This is a genomic window from Salinivibrio sp. IB643, from assembly GCF_001996105.1.
Lineage (GTDB): Bacteria > Pseudomonadota > Gammaproteobacteria > Enterobacterales > Vibrionaceae > Salinivibrio > Salinivibrio costicola.
Map to the genome: position 1 here is coordinate 65,418 of NZ_MUFF01000005.1, position 17,211 is coordinate 82,628.

Consider the following 17,211-nt stretch of genomic DNA (forward strand, 5'->3'; position numbering starts at 1 on the left):
TATTGTATACTCGAGCCGCCCATTCAGGCAGGATAAGTGTGTTGTGCCAATATAGTGAAGAGTACTCTTGAATAATCAGCTTATCAGTTTGGATTTATTTTACGCGATAGAGCATCTGATGCCCGGTAAGCGCACGGCGGCATTGTTTCGTCGATCTATCAAACATCTCCCTGTCACGACCTTATCTCTCCCTCACTATGATTCTGCAGCCGGACTTCAGCTCGCGCTCTTTCGCCACTGTCGAAACTATGTCGCGTTTACGCAAGGCAAACCCATCTCACCCGATTTTGACTTTTCTGGTACYGCTGAACAGATCCTAGCGGCAGAGTCGGTAATGAAGGCATTTATTCGCGGCGCCTATTGGTGGGTTGAGTATCATATGGGGCTATATCGTGAAGACTGGAGTCAAGAGCAGACGCAACGTTGGTTAAGAGATTTACGGCTGTTGGTACAAGTTATTATTGGGATTGGTAATTGCACGAATGCTGCCTTTTTGATCACCCACCGTGGCCCGATTCAAGCGCTCACTTATGATACGCATTTAGAACCYTTCCTAAACAATTATTAGCGCGGTGATYGAGCGCGCTATTCATTGATCGTTTCGCTGTTTCGTCATGTTTTTTCGATAGCCTGAGTCCAATACTCATGAAATAGGCTCTTGTATGAAGCGATTRAAACGCTATCAATATGAGCGATACGCYATACTCTGTCGTGCCTCTTACCCTACCTATTTTGAYCACACCCAGTATGGATTCAGTCCCCATGGYCGGCGTGATATTTATGACCGATGGGGACGATGTATTATCCGGGTGCTKTGGCGGGAAAACGATGACGCGGTCGTGGTCTTTCGTGGTTCGCAAACCGCCTGGGATTGGTTGGTCAACTGTGCGTGCACGCCTAAAACGATCACTATCGATGGTAAGAAGTGTCACGTCCATTGGGGGTTTCACTATCTTCTCACACAAAAAAGTTTGTCATGGCAACCGCACAAACGCCAATACCGACACATGACAGACAGCCAATTTGCGGATATTGCCCAAGCGGCCGATCACACCGTGCTTGAAGGAGAGACAGTACTCACTAAATTAATCTCTGCGTTAACCCCTTTTTTACAYGCAGGTAAACATATTTCTTTTATCGGCCATTCTTCAGGGGGCGCCATGGCGATTRTCGCTGCAGCAAAGCTAAATCATCAATTTGGCGGGGCRATCAAGCGCATCGTGACGTTTGGACAGCCGGCTGCCGGAATGTGGCGTTTTAAGCAATTATACCCTTTCTCAACACGTACCTATCGTATCTGTTGTGATGTCGATATGGTCACATTCTTACCTGCCATTCCCTTCGTGTACTGGCATGTAGGACGATTACTTTGGTTACACGAGAATAAAATTTATACCAATACACCCTCTTTATTYCGAATCTTGCGCGTCCTCTATAGTTGGTTAACGCGCCCGATTGCCTACCATTACATGGATAAATATATCCGGCGCAAGGATTACTTTGACCAGCACTAGYCCTCACATCAGTCAGGCGGTGAAGTGTAAACTATGTTGAAGCGTGATCCTGTGCGCACGGATCCCGGCTGACTCARGAAGTTAACCAATGATTCATGAGGTTTTAACAGTGGCTCACCATCCTTTTGATCGCGCCCACAATTTATGATGGGWCARTATAACTMTTTAATCACGATCAGAAAGGAACCATGCCGTGAGCAAGCATATTGATCAACGWCCATTAGATACAGAGCCTGAGTTCAACCGCTTTATTGATGCAGCATTAAGTCGTCGCCGTTTTTTACAAGGCACCGGAGCGGCYAGTGCTGTCGCTTTTTTTGCTGCCAATCCAGTTGCGAAAGCAGTAGCAGATACAATGAGCCAAAGTGAACTGCTCGGCTTTGAGGCGATCCCAACATCAACAACTGATACAGTGAACGTACCTTCAGGATATAAAGCTGACGTACTGGTCTCTTGGGGCGATCCTCTTTTCGCTAACGCACCTGCTTTTTCCCAACAAAATGGCGCCGATGCCCAAGCACTCCAATTTGGTGATAACAATGATGGCATGACGTTTTTTCCTCTAGCCAGTGATCGTGCTTTATTAGCGGTAAATAATGAATACATCAATGATGAATATTTATTTGAGCACGGCGGTAAAAATATTWCGGCCGATGATGCACGTAAGTCACAAGCGGCGCATGGCGTCTCTTTGGTTGAGTTGAAAAAAATGGATGGCCGCTGGCACGTCAACCAAGAGGGCCGCTTGAATCGTCGTATTACGGCCTACACTGAAATGGCCATGACGGGCCCCGCAGCCGGGCATTCGTTACTCAAAACCGCCGCCGATCCTTCAGGAAAAAMGATYCTGGGCACCTTTAACAATTGTGCTAATGGCGAAACACCCTGGGGCACGTACCTGACCTGCGAAGAAAACTTTAACGGCTATTTTGCCAGCGCAAAAAACGTTACCTTGGGCAAAACGTATCAGCGCTACGGTATCAGCGATTCTGATTGGGGCTATGATTGGTACAAACATGACGAACGCTTCGATGTGGCTAAACATCCCAACGAGCCACATCGCTTTGGTTGGGTGGTTGAAATTGATCCTATGGATCCGAACTCAACGCCGAAAAAGCGCAGTGCACTAGGGCGCTTTAAACACGAGAATGCCGCACTCACTGTTAATGACGATGGTCATGTTGTGGTTTACATGGGTGACGACGAGCGTGGCGAACACCTTTATAAGTTTGTCTCTGAGGGAAAATACGATCCGAGTAAAGGTAGCGCTAATCGTGATTTGCTCGAAAATGGCACCTTGTATGTCGCCAAATTTACTGGCAGCGACGACGAGCTAAACGGCCAAGGTGAATGGTTAGCGCTGACCTTTGGCAAAAACGGTCTCACGCCAGAAAACGGCTTTCCTGATGAGGCCAGCGTGCTCATTTTTGCCCGAGAAGCAGCAACACAAGTGGGGGCCACTACCATGGACCGCCCAGAATGGGTGGCCGTGCATGCCGACAAAAAACACGTTTTCTGCACGTTAACCAATAATAAGTACCGCGGCGTCAAAGACAATCAACCCCTCAATGCCGCTAACCCCCGCACGGAAAATCCTTATGGCCATATTATTCGTTGGGCTCCTACTCAAGGCGATCATACCCGTGACACCTTTGAGTGGGATATTTTTGTGATGGCAGGCCATCCTGAAAAGCAATCTGGCTTAATGGCAGGCACAGACAACATCAACAAAGACAATATGTTTAATAGCCCGGACGGCATCGGCTTTGATCGCGCCGGACGTCTTTGGATCCAAACCGACGGCAATTATTCCAACGAAGGCGATTTTGCCGGTATGGGCAATAACCAAATGTTATGCGCGGATACTCAAACAGGCGAAATTCGTCGCTTCCTCACGGGGCCTACCTCATGTGAGATCACAGGGCTGACGTTTACCCCTGATTCACGCACTATGTTTGTCGGCGTCCAACACCCTGGTGCTCACTTTCCTGCTGGTGGCAACGCTATACCGCGCTCTTCGGTCATCATGATCACCAAAGAAGACGGCGGAGTCATTGGCAGTTAAGCCGTTTAACTCACAAACCCCCGTCAAAGCCCTTGTTTTTATGAGGGMTTTTTTAYATGTCCTTCAAACCACCACACCCGACGCTCAAACACGCACGACCCATAAGCTTATATCTTGGTGACGGACAGCGGAATGAACACTATTTGCAAAGTATGCGTTTTATTTTTGTTCACTTRGGGGCARAATAGCGCMAYCACTCGGGTAGGMGTTAACGGAAACCATGGAGATAGATTTTTTGTCTGAGTTAAGCAATATTGTCCAACTACTGTTAGAAAACAAGTTATTAACCACCGTCGGAGTGGTTGTCGTAGTCAGTMTCGTTCGCCGACTGATCCTACGCCACATTCGTGGTGACAGTAATTTTCTTAGCGAAGATCAGCGTAAATGGATGTCTCGCACGAAAAACGGGGCGTTTACTACCCTGTTACTTTTTCTATTCCTGTTTTGGAACACCGAAATCAATGAATTTGCGTTATCATTGACTGCCATCGCCGTTGCTGTTGTCGTCGCCTCAAAAGAGATCATTTTATGTTTCACCGGTTCAATTCAACGCGCGAGCTCTCGCTCGTTTCGTATTGGCGATTGGATTGAAGTCGGTAATACACGCGGTGAAGTGATCGAACACAATTTAATGGCGACGAAAATTCAAGAAATTGATACCCATAATGGCCATTATTGCTATACCGGAAAAACCGCGACCCTCCCAAATAGCTTGTTCTTTGCCACCACGGTGAAAAATCTTAACTTTATGAAACGGTATGTGTATCACCATTTTCATCTGGTGATCCGCGGCGATATTAATTTATATCCGCATATTCCCGCGTTATTGGCACGTATTGACGATCATAGTGAAGATTTTATGGATATCGCTCGGCGATACAATCATGTGATAGAGCGTCATGCGGGCGTCGATTTACCCGGCCCTGAGCCACATTTATATTTATCGCACACCGAAACAGGCGAACAGCTTGTTCACGTTCGACTCTTTTGCCCAACAGAGCGCGCAGCGGAACTGGAGCAGCTGATCCGTGAAGATATTATGACATTGTATTGCGAGAAGCTGCTTCCCATCGCAGACGGTAAACAACTGGAAGCGGAAGAGCCACAGACAACAGATACCTCTGTGCCGTTGGCCAACGCGTAATAACTAAAAGCGCTCATTCCCTTCATGAGCGCTTTTTTGATCGAAAGCACTTTTTTCGAAAGATTTTGGGGTCGAAAAAAGCAAATTATCGTCGGAAAAATTATAGCAGAAACAGTGTCCCTAAACCCAAAAAGGCGACAAAGCCGACAATGTCCGTCACCGTGGTTAAGATCACTGAGCCGGAGAGTGCTGGGTCAATTTTCAGTTTATTTAATAGCACTGGAATAAATATTCCTGCCAAGGCAGCACTGATAATATTAGCGACTATTGCACTCCCAATCACCGCACCTAAGCCCCAACTATCAAACCAATATCCTGCAATAACACCAATCACCACAGCCCATAAAATCCCATTAAATAAGCCGACTTTAAACTCTTTCGTAAGCAGGGGTTTTAAGTTGGCCTTAGAAATTTGTCCAAGTGCTAAACCACGTACGATCAAGGTGAGCGTTTGGCTGCCGGCAATTCCTCCCATGGATGCAACAACTGGCATTAATACCGCCAGCGCCACCACTTGTTGTAGCGTAGCTTCAAACAAACCGATAAACCAGGAGGCGAGAAAGGCCGTCATTAAGTTGATACCCAGCCATAGTGCGCGATTTCGAGCACTTTTCATCACCGGCGAGAATAAGTCCTCGTCTTCATCTAGACCCGCAGAGGCCATAATTTGCGCTTCGGCACGCTCGGCCTGCATCTCATAGGCGGTGCCCAAATCGAAACGACCAATCAAGAGACCGCCCTCGTCGAGTACGGGTAGGGCAATCTCTTCACTGTTTGCCACTTTGTCAGCACTGGCGTAGATGTCATCGCGCGCATTCAAGCTGGGGAATTGGTCTCGAACCAGCTCACTAATTTTTAATCGTCCATCCGCGCCAAATAACTGGTGGATTGGCACCGCACCCACCCAAAAGCCTCGACTATCGACCACAAATACGTGATCACAATACTTAGGCATGACACGCCGCAACCATCGTAATACCACGTTAATTTTCGTTTTTGCAGGAACGACCAAAGGCTGATGATCACACCAATGCCCAACCTGATTATCTGCATACTGCTGGGCGGAGGCATAACGTTGCTTTTGCTCTGAATCCATCCGACCTAGCGCTTCTTCCAGTAACGGCTCGGTCAGCACATCTTGCAGCTCAAGTAAGGTATCAGCATCCAAGTCGGCGAATAGTGCATGCAGCTGATCATCATCCACCGCGCGGATAATCGCTTCACTGGCATCATCTCGCATTTCAGCCAACACAGGCAGCTGCAATGACGACGACAGTTGTTCCCAGAATCCCACACGATCGGTTAACGGTAAGGCTTCTAACAATAACGCAAGACTATCTAAACTATGTGCTTGCTCAATGTCTTGCACGATATCAAACGAACCTTGATCGACTTTTGACAGCAGATCATCAATCACTTCTTGTCTCTCACTGGTTTGCATGGTATTCCCTTTATAACGAAACGATGGGCGGAAAACGCATTGGCCAGGCCCGATGAGGATCATCCGTCGCCTCCAAAATGCCATGACATCGCCGCAATTGGTATGCGATGGTTATCACATATCATCGCTGATTTTTCTGAATCTTACCACGCATAATCATTATCGCGTCTATGGTGAGACAAGAGCTAAATAACAACGAGTAATGATGACAATGCCTGTAAAATCGAACGATAAAATCTGTGTCGGTTGGCGCGAATGGATGAGCCTCCCTGAGCTCGATATAGCCCGCATCAAAGCGAAAATCGATACGGGTGCACGCACCTCCTGTTTACACACGTTTAAAATTGAAGAGTTCGAGAAAAGCGGCCAGGCGTGGGTAAGATTCTGGGTCCATCCAAACCAAGGCGATGACGAAACCGCCATTCAAGCCGAAGCACCGGTTCTCGCACGACGCCTCGTGCGTGATTCCGGAGGACACGAGCAACTACGATATGTGATACAAACAACGATAAAAGCGGGAACCTTGTGTTATCCCATCGAAATGACACTCACCGCACGCGATAACATGCGATTTCGTATGTTACTGGGACGCACCGCAATGGCAGGTAAGATCATTGTCGATCCCATGTCTTCATTCCTCCTCGGTAAATAAGGAACCCCAAGCGCAATGAAACTCGGTATTCTTTCGCGTAACAAAAATCTTTACTCTACGCGCCGCCTCATCGAAGCCTGCGAACAACGTGGCCATGATTACAAGATCATCGACGCATTACGCTGCTATATGAGTATCAACTCAACCCAACCGTCTATTCATTTGGCAGGGGAAGATCTCGGTGGGTTCGATGCGATTATTCCACGTATTGGCGCGTCCGTTACCTACTATGGCTGTGCTGTCTTACGCCAGTTTGAAATGATGGGCGTCTTTCCGATGAACGAGTCTGTCGCCATCACACGTTCGCGGGATAAGCTGCGTTCTATGCAGCTGCTATCACGCAAAGGCATCGGTATGCCGCACACTGGTTTTGCCAGTAAACCGGGTGATATTGCCGATTTGCTGACGATGGTCGGAGGCACGCCAGTGGTGGTGAAACTGCTTGAGGGAACCCAAGGTATTGGCGTTGTGCTCGCCGAAACCAAAAAAGCTGCAGAAAGTGTGATCGAAGCATTTATGGGCCTTAAAGCCGATATCTTAGTGCAAGAATATATTCGAGAATCAAGCGGTGCTGATATTCGCTGCTTTGTTATCGGCGATAAGGTGATTGCGTCGATGAAACGCCAAGCACAACCTGGCGAGTTTCGATCGAATCTCCATCGTGGCGGGACCGCGACTCTCGTTCGGATCACACCTACGGAGCGCAGAACCGCAGTGGCGGCAGCCAAAGCCATGGGACTGAATGTCGCGGGCGTCGATCTGTTACGTTCAGAACGTGGCCCGTTGGTCATGGAAGTCAATTCATCACCAGGTTTAGAAGGCATCGAGCGCGCAACAGGAAAAGATGTTGCCGGACTAGTGGTTGATTATATAGAAAAAAATGCCAAACCTCAGAGGACACGCACGCGTGGCAAGGGCTAAACAAGGCGACGCCATCGAGCTCGGTGGACAACATATTCAAGCCGGTCAGCGAGCGAGTCTCGAACTTGAAATTGCTCGTTTGTACACACATTCACCGCTTAACGTCAGTGTTGAAGTACTGCATGGTAAATTAAATGGCCCTGTGCTGCTTGTTTGTGCCGCCATCCACGGAGATGAGCTCAACGGCATTGAAGTGGTTCGTCAAGTCATGGCCAAAATCAATCCGAAAAAGCTACATGGCACCTTAATCGCGATTCCTGTAGTGAATGTGTTTGGGTTTATTCACAAATCACGTTATCTCCCTGACCGCCGAGATTTAAATCGCTCATTCCCCGGCTCAGAGCGAGGATCAATAGCGGGAAGAATGGCGTATCAGCTCTTTGAGCAAGTGATTCGCCAATGTAGCCATGTTATCGATTTACATACCGCGGCCATTCATCGCACCAACTTGCCTCAGATTAGAGCCAATCTGGAGAATCAAGAGGCGGCGGCGATGGCAACCGCATTTGGCGCGCCTGTGGTGGTCGATGCCGCATTGCGTGAAGGATCGCTACGCGCCGAAGCTGAGCGTATTGATATTCCCGTGATCACCTATGAAGCCGGTGAGGCGCTTCGTTTTGAGCCTTATGCGATTAATGCCGGTGTACGAGGGGTGATTCGTGTGATGCGCTACCTGGGCATGTTACGCCAAACACGTCGAAAAACGCCTTATCAGCCCGTCACAGCCCGATCAACAAAATGGGTGCGTGCAGAAGCTGATGGTTTATTGAGAAGTCACGTGGCGCTCGGACAAAGTGTCAACCGCGATCAAGTCATTGGCATTATCAGTGATCCCGCAGGCACAACAGAAACCGAAATCAAAGCCCAGCAAAGTGGTATCGTCATTGGTCAGCATACCCTCCCTGTGGTGAATGAAGGGGATGCGATTTTCCATATTGCGTTCTTCTCACAGCCCGATGACTTGATTGAGCAACATATGGAAGATTATCGCGATCAAGTGAAAGATGATCTCGATGATGAAATAAAATGGGGGATTGGCACCCTATCAAGTTGATCCCAGCAGTAAAAAGCAGTCGTACTACTTGCATCGATCACCAGGATTCATAACACTAGACGCCTGTAGCACGGACGCCTGTCCGGTCAACAAGAGGAATAACATCATGCTGACATGGCAAGACATCGTCGCTCGAAGTGAAAACGGCAATCTCACACCGCCGTCGCGAGTCGAAAAAACCGAACAAGAGTGGCAAGCACAACTCAGTGATGACGCTTTCCGAGTGACACGCCAAAAGGGCACAGAACGCGCGTTTAGCTCGGGCATGTGTACCCTATTTGAGCCAGGCCTCTACGGCTGCGTGTGCTGCGGCACCTTGCTGTTTGATGCCGGCGAAAAGTTCGATTCAGGCACAGGTTGGCCGTCGTTTACCCAGCCAGCGCAAGACAATGCCATTGCCTATCACAAAGATACAACCCATGGCATGACGCGTATTGAAACCACCTGTGCCAGCTGTGATGCTCACCTGGGTCACGTCTTCCCTGATGGTCCCGAGCCATCCGGCTTACGTTTTTGTATGAATGCCATTGCACTTAAAAAAATGGATTAATGCTTTAAAGGGCGAGTCTTCCTCGCCCCGTATTTTACTCAGCAATACCGCCTTGTGTCAGTTTGGTTGGATCAAGCAACTCAGCCAGCTTTTCTCGACCTAGGTCAGTTTCTTCTTCGGCAACATCCAAAATAGGGCGGCCTTGTTGATACGCTTTTTTCGCGATGTCAGCCGCTTTCAAGTATCCAACTACAGGATTAAGCGCCGTCACTAAAATCGGATTGCGAGATAGCGCAGCTTGCAAATTGTCCTCTCTGACCTTAAAACTACGAATGGCTTTATCTGCCAGCAGTCGGCTAGATCCTGCGAGTAAATGAATACTTTGCAGTAAGTTTGAGGCAATCACAGGTAACATCACATTCAATTCAAAATTCCCCGATTGCCCCGCCACCGTGATGGTAGTGTCGTTGCCCATGACTTGTGCCGCGACCATAGCAGCGGATTCTGGAATAACAGGATTCACTTTCCCCGGCATAATAGACGATCCCGGCTGTAACCCCTCTAGCTCAATTTCTCCTAACCCGGCAAGTGGGCCCGAGTTCATCCAACGTAAATCGTTACTCAGTTTCATGGTTGCCACTGCGGTGGTCTTTAACTGACCATGCAGTGCCACCAGCGCATCCTGACTACCAATGGCGAAAAAGGGATACTCACTCGCCGTGAATGAGGAGTGGCTACACGCACAGACTGCGTTGGCAAAACGCTCGGCAAATAATTGATGCGCATTGATCCCAGTGCCTACGGCCGTTCCTCCTTGAGCGAGCGCACGCAACGGCGATAAAGTTTGTGTCACTTGAGCCATCGCATGTTCTATTTGCTGCGACCAAGCCTCCAGCTCCTGTCCAAGCGTCACAGGCATCGCATCCATCAAATGGGTACGACCCGTTTTCACAATATGGCCGACTTTGCGTTTCTTTTCCTGTAACGCGTCACGTAAATGCGCTAACGCGGGAAGTAAGACTTTTTCACAGCCCAAAGTAGCACTGATCTGGATAGCCGTAGGAACAGAGTCGTTACTGCTTTGGCTCATATTGACATGATCGTTGGGGCTGACCGTTTCACCACACTTTTCAGAGGCCAAGGTTGCCAGCACTTCATTCATATTCATATTTGAGCTAGTGCCTGAGCCGGTCTGAAATACATCCACCGGAAACTGCGCTAAATGCTCACCATCCATAATGGCTTCGGCACTTTGGCGAATCGCATGGGCGATATTGCCATCCAGTAAGCCCAGCTCTTCGTTAGCCGTTGCCGCTGCATGCTTCACCAGAGCTAACGCGCGAATAAAATCCTCAGGCATCGTCTGGTCACTGACCACAAAGTTATTCACGGCTCGCTGTGTTTGTGCTTGATACAGCGCGTCCGCGGGTACCTCAACATTCCCCATACTGTCTTTTTCGATACGAGTTTTTGTCATGGTCATATCCTTTTGTTTCACTATACTTTTCGATAATAGTTATCATTAACATATTAGCCACGGTTATTGAAACGTATACGCCTTACGCATTTCAAAAATGTCGTGCTAGGGCTTGTTTGATGTCCTAAGATAGCGCCACGATAAAAAACAACGAGTAAAACCATGCAAGAAGAAGCCAGTACGCGTATCGAAGATCTGATTACGGTCGTCGAGAATCAAATTACTGACCAAGAGCCTAAAAAAGTCGCCGAGACAGTTATGCGTCTGCGTATGACCGGCTATTCCCGCGAAGAAGCTATTGAATATATCGCGTGCGCATTGATGGTTGAGATTTACGACGTTAGTCAAAATAACGGGCAGTTCACACTATCACGTTACGAAGCCAACTTAGACACCTTGCCGGACATGCCATGGGCCGATGAGATGAATTTGGACTTAGGTGAGTAAACAAAAACGTTCCTGTTCATAACTCACGATCACAAAAAAGCCGCTCAGCGCGGCTTTGATGTTTAGAATGGATAAACTTTCTCAAACTCTTCAAGCACCACATCAGAGTGCTCATCAAAATGCAGGCCGTGTGTTTTGGCGTACTGGGAGAAGTAACCCCAATGCGCATCGTGCCAACACTGGTGAGAGCCATCTCCCTCACCTTCACGTGCCGCAAATTCGGCGCTAACTTGGTTAAACGGACAATGACTCACCTGGGTGGTTTTGACGATACACACGGGTCGCTGGTGACCATTAAGAACAATCTTATAATGTCCTTTTTGCGGGATCACCGCACTTTTATCTTCCAAAGAGCTGCGCAATCGGCAGTGGGCTTTCTTTTTATTCAAACTAACCAATGTCGCAACTTCGTTCGCTCTCACCGTGTGATGACTTAAGGTGTCCGCCACTACTTGATCATCAGTTGGCCGTTGGTCCGTGGGAAGAGTCGCAAGATATTGATGCCAAAGGGCGTTTTGTTCTTCAGTCATGGGTCTCGCCTTGATTATTATTGGTTTCTTTTTAAATGATTTCTTTCTGAACAGCTTCTTGGGCAGTGCTAACAGTGATGATCATAACGTACGGATAGGCATTCGCCTATGCGCGAGCTAACGTTTCAAGGTTGCATTGTGAATAGATTCACACTTAAATCTCAATCGAGGCCAATTTTAACTAAAAAAAGCGGCCCTTTTGGCCGCTTGAGAGATTGATTAACCTTAATCGCTAATAAATGGCAATAAGGCTTGGTGTAGCCGGTCAATTTCATCAACGGTGTTGTAATGCATCATACCGATGCGGATCACACCGCCTTTGTCCAAAATATCAAGCTGCTCGCACAAACCTTGGGCATAAAAGTGGCCATTCCACACGCAAAAATGTTGCTTCCCTAACGCTTGCGCCACATCTGCGGGCGTGACACCTTCAATCCGGATCGCAAAGGTTGGGGTTCTATAAGCCAACTGGTCATCATCCGTGATCCCATAAATGTGAACATTGGGATAGGCCTGCATCAGGTCAATAAAATGGGCGGATAACTGTTGTTCATGCGCCTGATACTGGCGATAGCTTTGTGCCAATCTTTCTCTTAGTGAACAATCAGGATCGCCCCACTGCGCGAGATATTCCACCACCGCAATAAATCCGGCAATCGCCTCAAAACTCTGAGTACCCGTTTCAAATCGACCGGGACCTTGGTTTGTGGCTGGCTCGACTTTGTACGGTTTTAACGTCTGTACCCACTCAGGCGCCACATATACAAAACCTAAATGTGGGCCAAAAAACTTGTACGCCGAGCAGGCAAGAAAGTCACAGCCTAATGCTTGTACATCGACCAAATAATGCGGAGCGTAATGGACAGCATCGACATAGACTTTGGCACCAACCTTTCTTGCTATCTCTACCACGTTTGCTACATCCACCAAACTACCGGTGGTATTTGAGGCCAGGGTCACCGCAATCAGTTTGGTTTTTTCCGTAATAAGGCTGGCAAGATGTGTCATATCGATCGAATAATTGGATTCATCCACTCGCACCTGCTTAACGGTAGCCCCTTTATCGTGTGCGGCCTGCTGCCAGCTAGAGACATTGGAATAATGATCGAGTGCCGAGACAATCACCTCATCGCCAACTTGCCAATCACGGCTGATTGCGCGACTTAATGAAAACGTCAACGTTGTCATATTCGGGCCAAAGACCATACAGTCCGACGATGGCGCATTGACAAAAGCAGCGGCGCTCTCGCGTGCCTGTTGCATCATTGCGGTAGTGTGATGCCCAGAAAAAAATTGTCCCCCCAAGTTCGCATTATAATGCCCCAGATAAGTCACCATGGCATCCAGTACAGATTGCGGTACTTGCGCCCCCCCTGGCCCGTCAAAAAAAGCAACGGGTTGGCCGCCAATAGTTTGCGTCAATGCAGGAAAATGGCCTCGTACTGCATGGGGAGAAAAAACTGCCGGTATCATCGTTACTTCCTTGTTGCTGTGAGTACAAATACATCCATCGTGCCTGATTGCGCATGATTAACGGGAGTAATCGGTTCAGCATAATGCCAAAGGGCACGATCATCGAGGGCCGCCATTTCACCCGGTATCAATGGGAGACTAAAGAGTGGTGCGCTGGTTTTGTGACGAAACACCTGAAAATCACCGCCATCAATATTATCGCGTCCAATGCTCACAATGGCGATATGATCAAAGCCGTCTTGGTGAACGCCTTCTGGAGCGACCTGCACAGATTGATTATCCGCCTGAATACGAATCTGGTGGATTTCGATATCATTATCATCACTAAGTTGATAGAGATCGCGAAAGGTTCGGCACATCGCATGAAACCCTGGCGTTTGTACTGTCTCGGGCTCGATATCTTCAAACGTCCGTGCCACATCACCTTGGAATTCATTGATATCAGAAGTTTGCATAAATGGTCGTGGCGGCAGCTTTTCAACCCCGCTGTCAAAGACATGGACGATCGAGTAACGACGCAGGCGAAATCCACCATCCGCATGCGAAGTGCCAGGTAACCGGTTAAATGAAGGTTGCAGTTGCTTGATATGATGATCATCTAACTGATTAAGCTGCATGAGTAGGGTTGAGGTATTCATGGCTGTCTCCTTTTATCATGCCGAAGCACACAGTGATGCAATGCAATTGTCAGACAAAAAATTTAACAAATGCGCTACATGGAATGATCAATTAAATCCCCTACTATTTCCAGTTTTACCCCTAGATTTATCGACCAAAAAAGGCCTAATCAGCATTTTAGACTAGTTAAACACGTTAAGCGATTGAAACACTCCAGATGCGTGATTAACATTTCCAAAACATTAGCATTAATGGCTAACAAAGATGAAAATAGCGATATTTTCCATAGGCAGAATGACTAATCACTGTCACGAAAAGTTGACATTTAGAATAAATCAGTATGTTTATTGATACCAAACAAGCCCTTTTCAGCGGAAGCGTTCGCTGATACAGAGCTTTCTATACTCTCATTGAGTGCGCTATTTGCGCACGTTGTGAAACAAAAGGATTGATCAATGAGAACCATTGACCGTGTCGTGATAACGAACCTTTAACTTCAACAAAACCCCATTTACAATAGTGAGGTTAAAATAAGCAATCCCCAAGAGAAACTGTTGCCTGCAACGCATGATGACCGTTTCTTTTACTCACAATAACCGACCAGGGGAGGCACCCGTGAGCAATACACCTGATTCCAAAAGCCAAGATAGCTTCAATACCCGACGTACCCTACACGTCAACGGTGAGAGCTATGATTATTATCGACTTGATGCATTGCCCGAGCCATTCGATATCAGTCGCTTACCCTACTGTTTAAAAGTGCTGTTAGAAAACTTACTACGTAAAGAAGACGGTAAGAATGTCTCTGCGGATGACATTCGCACGCTTTGTCAGTGGCAAGCCGACCACGCCGGACAAGATCAGGTCAATTTCACTCCGGCGCGCGTTGTCCTTCAAGATTTCACCGGCGTACCTGCCGTGGTTGACTTAGCCGCCATGCGTGCTGCCATGCGCGATTTAAACGGTGATCCGGCCAAAATCAACCCACTCGGCGCGGTTGACTTGGTCATTGACCACTCCGTTATGGTGGACGACTACGGCCACGTTGATTCTCTACAGAAAAATACCGAGATTGAGTTCCAGCGTAACGGCGAGCGTTATCAATTTTTACGTTGGGGCCAACAAGCATTCTCTAATTTCCGTGTCGTGCCTCCAGGTACTGGGATCGTGCACCAAGTCAATCTCGAATATCTCGCTCCCGGCGTACTCGTCGAAGAAAAAGGTGGCAACAAGTTAGCCATGCCAGACACACTGGTTGGTACAGATTCTCACACCACCATGATTAACGGGCTCGGTGTGCTTGGCTGGGGGGTTGGCGGTATTGAGGCCGAAGCCGCAATGCTTGGGCAGCCTATTACTATGTTGATCCCTGAAGTGGTCGGCTTTGAACTAAAAGGCGAATTGCCCGCGTCAGCTACTGCCACTGACCTAGTACTCACCGTCACCCAAATGCTGCGTGAACGTGGTGTGGTGGGTAAGTTTGTTGAATTTTATGGCCCGGGCCTCGCGAAGCTGCCGTTGGCTGATCGCGCGACCATTGCCAATATGGCACCAGAGTATGGCGCAACATGCGGCATTTTCCCGATTGATGAAGAAACGCTCAGTTATATGCGCCTGACAGGCCGTACCGAGGATCAAATTACCTTGGTCGAAACCTATGCCAAAGCACAGGGCTTGTGGCGCGATGATGATGCACCGGTGGCAGATTACAGCGATACCTTGCAACTTGACCTTGGCGATGTGGTGCCAAGTCTTGCCGGTCCGAAACGGCCACAAGATCGCATCGCCTTAACCGAGGCAAAAAGTCAGTTTGATCAGTTGTTAGAAAAAGAGCAAGCAGCGGCGAATAATGTGATTGCAAGCTTTGCCAGCGAAGGCGGGCAAACAGCCGTGGACAACCCCAGCCTACGCGAACAGGGCAAAGTGGCGGTCGAATACAAAGGGGAAACGTTCAACCTTGAGCACGGCGCGGTTGTGATTGCTGCGATCACCTCTTGCACCAACACCTCGAACCCTGCCGTATTGGTGGCAGCCGGATTAGTGGCACAAAAAGCGCGAGATTTAGGCTTAAATACTAAGCCTTGGGTTAAGACATCATTCGCCCCGGGCTCACAAGTAGTGCCGGCTTATTTAGAAAACGTCGGCCTGCTCGAGCCGCTTGCAGCGCTTGGCTTTAATATCGTTGGCTTTGGCTGTACCACCTGTATTGGTAACTCAGGACCATTGCCTGAGCCAATTGCAGAAGCCATTCGTTCCGCAGATTTATTAGCCACTAGCGTGCTATCGGGCAACCGGAATTTCGAAGGCCGTATTCATCAAGATGTGAAAGCTAACTATCTAGCGTCACCACCACTAGTCGTTGCCTACGCACTGGCGGGCAATATGAATATTGATGTTCTCAAAGAGCCGCTAGGAAACGATCAGCAAGGCAAGCCCGTCTATCTTAATGATATATGGCCAACGCCGAAAGAAGTGGCAGACACCATTCAAGCAGCAATGACCGACGGGCTTTATAAAAACAAATACGCAGATGTGTTTGCAGGGACCGAGGCATGGCAACAATTACCAGTACCACAAGATGAGATCTATTCATGGCCCGATTCAACCTACGTTAAAAAGCCAACGTACTTTGACGGCATGACCATGGCACTTCCTGAGATAAAACCTATCAAGGGGGCGCGCTGTGTGGTCAAAGTAGGTGACTCTATTACTACTGACCATATCTCACCCGCCGGCGCAATTAAGCCAGATAGCCCCGCGGGCGAATACTTGAAATCTAAAGGTGTAGAGCCGAAAGATTTCAACAGTTATGGCTCGCGCCGCGGTAACCACGAAGTCATGGTGCGCGGTACCTTTGCCAACGTACGTTTAAAAAACCAAATGGCGCCGGGCACCGAGGGCGGTATGACTACCTATTTGCCCACCAATGAGCAAATGAGCATCTATGAAGCGGCTCAGCGCTATCAAGCCGAGGGGACACCACTTGTGGTGCTTGCGGGTAGAGAGTACGGCACGGGATCAAGTCGTGACTGGGCTGCAAAAGGCACTAACCTATTAGGCATCAAAGCCGTCATTGCTGAAAGTTTTGAACGTATTCACCGCTCTAACTTAGTGGGCTTTGGCGTGTTGCCACTGCAATTTAAAGAGGGTGATTCCGTCGAATCACTTGGGTTGGATGGGACAGAAGTGTTCGACTTTGACGAGATCAAGGGCGAACCCTCTACCCTCAAGATACGTGCGGTTCGGGATGATAAAACCATGGAGTTTGACGTCAACGTCCGCATCGATACTGCGGTTGAATGGGATTACTACCGCCATGGCGGCATTCTCCACTACGTGCTGCGCCAACTCGCTAGCTAATACTGGCACCAATACCCAAAAGGCC

At 48.4% G+C, this 17,211-nt stretch carries 15 protein-coding genes; 10 read left to right on the plus strand and 5 right to left on the minus strand.

Features of this window, described 5'->3' with window-relative positions:
• The first annotated feature begins 67 nt into the window (after nt 1–67).
• The 4 genes from BZG77_RS03365 (at nt 68) to BZG77_RS03380 (ending at nt 4,723) form a co-directional block, all read left to right on the plus strand.
• A complete protein-coding gene (locus tag BZG77_RS03365; RefSeq protein ID WP_025744358.1) occupies nt 68–568 on the plus strand; it encodes a hypothetical protein in 501 nt (166 codons plus the stop codon).
• A gap of 94 nt (nt 569–662) precedes the next feature.
• A complete protein-coding gene (locus BZG77_RS03370; protein ID WP_077646189.1) occupies nt 663–1,514 on the plus strand; it encodes a lipase family protein in 852 nt (283 codons plus the stop codon).
• 193 nt (nt 1,515–1,707) lie between these two features.
• Nucleotides 1,708–3,579 (plus strand): PhoX family protein, encoded by a 1,872-nt coding sequence (locus BZG77_RS03375; protein ID WP_077646190.1) that lies wholly within the window; start codon nt 1,708–1,710, stop codon nt 3,577–3,579.
• A gap of 220 nt (nt 3,580–3,799) precedes the next feature.
• A complete protein-coding gene (locus tag BZG77_RS03380; RefSeq protein ID WP_108743931.1) occupies nt 3,800–4,723 on the plus strand; it encodes a mechanosensitive ion channel family protein in 924 nt (307 codons plus the stop codon).
• A 100-nt stretch (nt 4,724–4,823) separates the two neighbouring features.
• Here the strand turns inward: BZG77_RS03380 and BZG77_RS03385 are convergent, their stop codons facing one another.
• Nucleotides 4,824–6,164 carry a magnesium transporter gene (locus tag BZG77_RS03385; protein WP_077646235.1) on the minus strand — a complete coding sequence of 447 codons (1,341 nt, stop codon included), beginning with the start codon at nt 6,162–6,164 and terminating at the stop codon, nt 4,824–4,826.
• A 211-nt stretch (nt 6,165–6,375) separates the two neighbouring features.
• Between BZG77_RS03385 and BZG77_RS03390 the strand changes: the two genes are divergently transcribed.
• From BZG77_RS03390 to msrB, 4 genes are all read left to right on the plus strand, one after another.
• Nucleotides 6,376–6,816 carry an ATP-dependent zinc protease family protein gene (locus BZG77_RS03390; protein WP_198532380.1) on the plus strand — a complete coding sequence of 147 codons (441 nt, stop codon included), beginning with the start codon at nt 6,376–6,378 and terminating at the stop codon, nt 6,814–6,816.
• A gap of 15 nt (nt 6,817–6,831) precedes the next feature.
• Entirely contained in the window at nt 6,832–7,737 is a 906-nt protein-coding gene (rimK, locus tag BZG77_RS03395; protein ID WP_077646192.1) for a 30S ribosomal protein S6--L-glutamate ligase, read from the plus strand.
• Nucleotides 7,724–8,791: a succinylglutamate desuccinylase/aspartoacylase family protein gene (locus tag BZG77_RS03400; protein ID WP_077646193.1), complete on the plus strand. Its 1,068-nt coding sequence runs from the start codon at nt 7,724–7,726 to the stop codon at nt 8,789–8,791. The genes rimK and BZG77_RS03400 overlap by 14 nt, the downstream gene beginning before the upstream one ends.
• A 106-nt stretch (nt 8,792–8,897) precedes the next feature.
• Entirely contained in the window at nt 8,898–9,341 is a 444-nt protein-coding gene (gene msrB / locus BZG77_RS03405; protein WP_025744776.1) for a peptide-methionine (R)-S-oxide reductase MsrB, read from the plus strand.
• 34 nt (nt 9,342–9,375) lie between these two features.
• Here the strand turns inward: msrB and BZG77_RS03410 are convergent, their stop codons facing one another.
• Nucleotides 9,376–10,764, minus strand: a complete 1,389-nt coding sequence (locus BZG77_RS03410; protein WP_077646194.1) for a class II fumarate hydratase — start codon at nt 10,762–10,764, stop codon at nt 9,376–9,378.
• Between the two features lie 156 nt (nt 10,765–10,920).
• On the opposite strand from BZG77_RS03410, the gene BZG77_RS03415 reads away from it, so the two are divergent.
• Entirely contained in the window at nt 10,921–11,205 is a 285-nt protein-coding gene (locus tag BZG77_RS03415; RefSeq protein ID WP_077576714.1) for a hypothetical protein, read from the plus strand.
• A gap of 62 nt (nt 11,206–11,267) precedes the next feature.
• Here BZG77_RS03415 and BZG77_RS03420 read toward each other — a convergent pair whose 3' ends face one another.
• The 3 genes from BZG77_RS03420 to BZG77_RS03430 all read right to left on the minus strand — a co-directional run bounded on the left by BZG77_RS03420 (nt 11,268) and on the right by BZG77_RS03430 (nt 13,846).
• Nucleotides 11,268–11,735 (minus strand): ASCH domain-containing protein, encoded by a 468-nt coding sequence (locus BZG77_RS03420; protein WP_077646195.1) that lies wholly within the window; start codon nt 11,733–11,735, stop codon nt 11,268–11,270.
• Between the two features lie 225 nt (nt 11,736–11,960).
• Nucleotides 11,961–13,208: a cysteine desulfurase-like protein gene (locus BZG77_RS03425; RefSeq protein ID WP_077646196.1), complete on the minus strand. Its 1,248-nt coding sequence runs from the start codon at nt 13,206–13,208 to the stop codon at nt 11,961–11,963.
• A gap of 2 nt (nt 13,209–13,210) precedes the next feature.
• Entirely contained in the window at nt 13,211–13,846 is a 636-nt protein-coding gene (locus BZG77_RS03430) for a 2OG-Fe dioxygenase family protein (protein ID WP_077646197.1), read from the minus strand.
• 595 nt (nt 13,847–14,441) lie between these two features.
• Between BZG77_RS03430 and acnA the strand changes: the two genes are divergently transcribed.
• A complete protein-coding gene (gene acnA, locus BZG77_RS03435) occupies nt 14,442–17,186 on the plus strand; it encodes an aconitate hydratase AcnA (RefSeq protein ID WP_241844094.1) in 2,745 nt (914 codons plus the stop codon).
• Nucleotides 17,187–17,211: the final 25 nt, after the last annotated feature.

What these genes read in the sequence shown, in the direction of transcription:
- BZG77_RS03425 (WP_077646196.1), bottom strand. Translation starts at nt 13,208, where the DNA reads ATGATACCGGCAGTTTTTTCTCCCCATGCAGTACGAGGCCATTTTCCT.
- msrB (WP_025744776.1), top strand. Translation starts at nt 8,898, where the DNA reads ATGCTGACATGGCAAGACATCGTCGCTCGAAGTGAAAACGGCAATCTC.
- BZG77_RS03415 (WP_077576714.1), top strand. Translation starts at nt 10,921, where the DNA reads ATGCAAGAAGAAGCCAGTACGCGTATCGAAGATCTGATTACGGTCGTC.
- BZG77_RS03385 (WP_077646235.1), bottom strand. Translation starts at nt 6,164, where the DNA reads ATGCAAACCAGTGAGAGACAAGAAGTGATTGATGATCTGCTGTCAAAA.
- BZG77_RS03390 (WP_198532380.1), top strand. Translation starts at nt 6,376, where the DNA reads ATGCCTGTAAAATCGAACGATAAAATCTGTGTCGGTTGGCGCGAATGG.
- BZG77_RS03430 (WP_077646197.1), bottom strand. Translation starts at nt 13,846, where the DNA reads ATGAATACCTCAACCCTACTCATGCAGCTTAATCAGTTAGATGATCAT.
- BZG77_RS03420 (WP_077646195.1), bottom strand. Translation starts at nt 11,735, where the DNA reads ATGACTGAAGAACAAAACGCCCTTTGGCATCAATATCTTGCGACTCTT.
- BZG77_RS03410 (WP_077646194.1), bottom strand. Translation starts at nt 10,764, where the DNA reads ATGACCATGACAAAAACTCGTATCGAAAAAGACAGTATGGGGAATGTT.
- rimK (WP_077646192.1), top strand. Translation starts at nt 6,832, where the DNA reads ATGAAACTCGGTATTCTTTCGCGTAACAAAAATCTTTACTCTACGCGC.